This is a genomic window from Methylophaga sp. UBA1464 (assembly GCF_002325665.1).
Taxonomy (GTDB): Bacteria; Pseudomonadota; Gammaproteobacteria; order Nitrosococcales; family Methylophagaceae; genus Methylophaga.
This window is the reverse complement of sequence record NZ_DCSO01000011.1, coordinates 17393-20664: the sequence shown is the minus strand read 5'-3', so window position 1 is coordinate 20664 and position 3272 is coordinate 17393. Positions and strand designations below refer to the sequence as shown.

General features: G+C 47.9%; 2 protein-coding genes. Both read left to right on the top strand.

Annotated elements, in window-relative coordinates; translation table 11 throughout:
* The coding region (gene purL, locus B3O33_RS00875) for a phosphoribosylformylglycinamidine synthase (protein WP_292362746.1) at positions 1 to 2599 on the top strand (2599 nt) is incomplete at its 5' end.
* 74 nt (positions 2600 to 2673) lie between these two features.
* Positions 2674 to 3272, top strand: a 599-nt coding sequence (locus B3O33_RS00870) for a hypothetical protein (protein WP_292362745.1), incomplete at its 3' end; no start/stop codon positions are given.

The window sequence follows — 3272 nt, the reverse complement described above, 5'->3', positions numbered from 1 at the left end:
ACACATTATGCAACCTGGCACCCAGCTGATCGTGCTTGGTGGTCCGGCGATGCTGATTGGTCTGGGTGGCGGTGCCGCTTCATCTGTTGCTTCCGGTACCAGTGAAGAAGGTCTTGATTTTGCTTCAGTACAACGGGGCAATCCGGAAATGGAACGTCGATGTCAGGAAGTCATAGATCGCTGTGTGGCGTTAAATGACAAAAACCCGATTGTTTCGATTCATGATGTGGGGGCGGGTGGTTTATCCAATGCCTTTCCTGAACTGGTAGATGACAGTGGCCGTGGTGGGCGTTTTGAGCTGCGGGTGATTCCCAACGATGAACCAGGTATGTCACCGATGGAAATCTGGTGTAACGAGTCACAGGAACGTTATGTGCTGGGTGTAAATCCGGAAGATGTTGAGTTATTCCAGGCGATTTGTGAGCGTGAGCGTTGCCCGTGGGCTATCGTTGGTGAAACCACAGAAGACCAGCATTTATTGCTCGGTGATGCGCAATTTGAAAATCATCCGATTGATATGCCGTTATCGCTGTTGTTAGGCAAACCACCCAAAATGCTGCGTGATGTTAAACATCACAGCAAACCCAAACCCGAACTGGATTTGAGCGGTATTACCGTTAGCGATGCGTTGGAAAGGGTCTTAAAACTACCGACAGTGGCCAGTAAAAACTTCCTGATTACCATTGGTGATCGCAGCATTACCGGTCTGGTTGCCCGTGATCAGATGGTGGGTCCATGGCAGGTTCCAGTGGCTGACTGTGCCGTTACATTGGCTGATCATCATGGCTTGCTGGGCGAAGCCATGTCGATGGGTGAACGTACGCCTTTAGCGGTGATTGATGCACCGGCATCGGGTCGTATGGCAATTGGTGAAGCGTTAACCAATATCGCTGCCGCCGATATTGAGAAAATCAGTGATGTCAAACTGTCAGCAAACTGGATGGCTGCCTGCGGTCATAGTGGTGAAGATGCACTTCTGTATGACACCGTCAAAGCCGTCGGTATGGAGTTGTGTCCACAATTAGGCATTGCGATTCCAGTGGGTAAAGATTCGCTATCGATGAAAACTGTCTGGGAAGATCGTGGTGAAACCAAAGCAGTTACTTCGCCACTATCGCTGATTATTAGTGCTTTCGCGCCAGTGACAGATGCAAGCAAAACGCTTACTCCTCAATTACGTACCGATTTAGGTGAGACCCAGTTAATTTATTTGGATCTTGGACATGGTCATAACCGTTTGGCGACCTCTGCATTAGCTCAGGTATACAACCAGGTTGGTCATCGTGGTCCGGATGTCGATGATGCACGCAATCTGAAAAACTTCTTTGCGGCCATGCAACAGCTGAAACAGGATGCCTTGGTATTGGCTTATCACGATCGTAGTGACGGCGGCCTTATTACCACGTTGTGTGAAATGGCGTTTGCCGGTCATTGCGGTCTGAATATCCGCATTGATGGCTTAGGTGACGCTTTGCCAGTGTTGTTTAACGAAGAACTGGGGGCGGTGATTCAGATTAAGGCTGAACATCAGGATGCTGTCATAGAAGTCCTGCAACAGTTTGAGCTCAGCAAACATAGCCATCTGATTGGCGAAGTAACAGCAGAACAAACGATTCAATTCAGTGTTAATGGTAAACAGGTATTAAACCAGTCTCGTCATGTATTACAAAAATTCTGGTCGGAAACCAGTTACCGCATGCAGGCTTTGCGTGACAATCCAGACTGCGCCGAGCAGGAATATGCGGCATTGGATGATGCGCAGGATCCCGGTTTGCATGCCAGACTGAGTTTTGATTTGAAAGAACAAGTGGCAGCTCCCTTTATTATCAGTGGTCATCGTCCAAAAATGGCGATACTGCGAGAGCAAGGGGTAAACGGACAAATGGAAATGGCCGCGGCGTTTGACCATGCCGGCTTTACTGCTGTTGATATACACATGAGTGATATTGTAGAAGGCCGCGTTTCCCTGGCTGATTTCAAAGGTCTGGTTGCCTGCGGTGGTTTCTCTTACGGTGACGTATTGGGTGCAGGGCGTGGCTGGGCCAGTACGGTGTTGCATAATGCCCGGGCTCGCGATGAGTTTGCGGCATTTTTTGCTCGTGAAGATACCTTCTCCCTTGGCGTATGTAATGGCTGTCAAATGCTGTCACAACTCAAATCACTGATTCCTGGCAGTGAACATTGGCCGCGTTTCAGCCGCAACCTTTCTGAACAGTTTGAAGCACGCTTCTCATTGGTTGAAATCACTGAGTCGCCATCAATCCTGTTACAGGGTATGGCGGGTTCTGTCATGCCCATCGCCGTAGCACATGGTGAAGGTCGCATTGATTTCTCTGAAGGTGGCAGCATGAATGATGCCCTGGTGGCAATGCGTTTTGTCGATCATTATGGTCAGGCGACCGAGCGTTATCCATTTAATCCAAATGGTTCTGAAAATGGCCATACCGGTTTTACCACAACAGATGGTCGTGTCACTATTATGATGCCGCATCCGGAACGAGTAATTCGTAGCGTTCAGCATTCATGGCATCCAGATGACTGGGGCAAAGATGCTCCCTGGTTACGGGTTTTCCATAATGCACGCCGATGGATAGGCTAAGTCATGGATACCCCTTTGAGTGATCAAAGGGGTATTTTTTTGCCTGTGTATATAAAACATTTGAAGTGCAGGTTATGAGTGATTTATCTATCCATAATTTATCACTAACGAGTCGTTTGGCTCGTTTGCTTTTGTTTATGGCGCTACTGGTGGCGCAGGGCGTGTTATTTGCCGCGACAACGGTACAAACCGATCTTGAAAACTGGCAATACCGTTGGGGAGATTCTCCTTTTATTGACGGCAAACCAGAATGGGCTATGCCGGATCAGCAAAACCATTCTGACTGGCTGGCTATACCCAAACCAGCACATCCCCCCAATCGACAGGGCAGAGAAAATATCTGGTATCGCACCACGCTGCCAGAAACAAATCTGATTGATCCGGTGGTGTTTATTTCCAGTATTGATTTAATTGCTGAGGTTTATCTTGAACAGCAACTCATCTATCGCTTTGGGAATTTTGATGCTGATGGCAAGGGCGATTATCAAGGCTGGCCCTGGCACATAATTGGGTTACCTGATGATTACGTCGGCAAAACCTTATATTTCCGTGTTTATTCGGATTACACGGATATTGGTTTATGGGGAGAAAAGAAACTGCTGGAACGCTCAGCCGCTTTACTGAATATATTGAAAAATTCCTACACGGATTTAATTGTTTCTGCGTTCTTTTT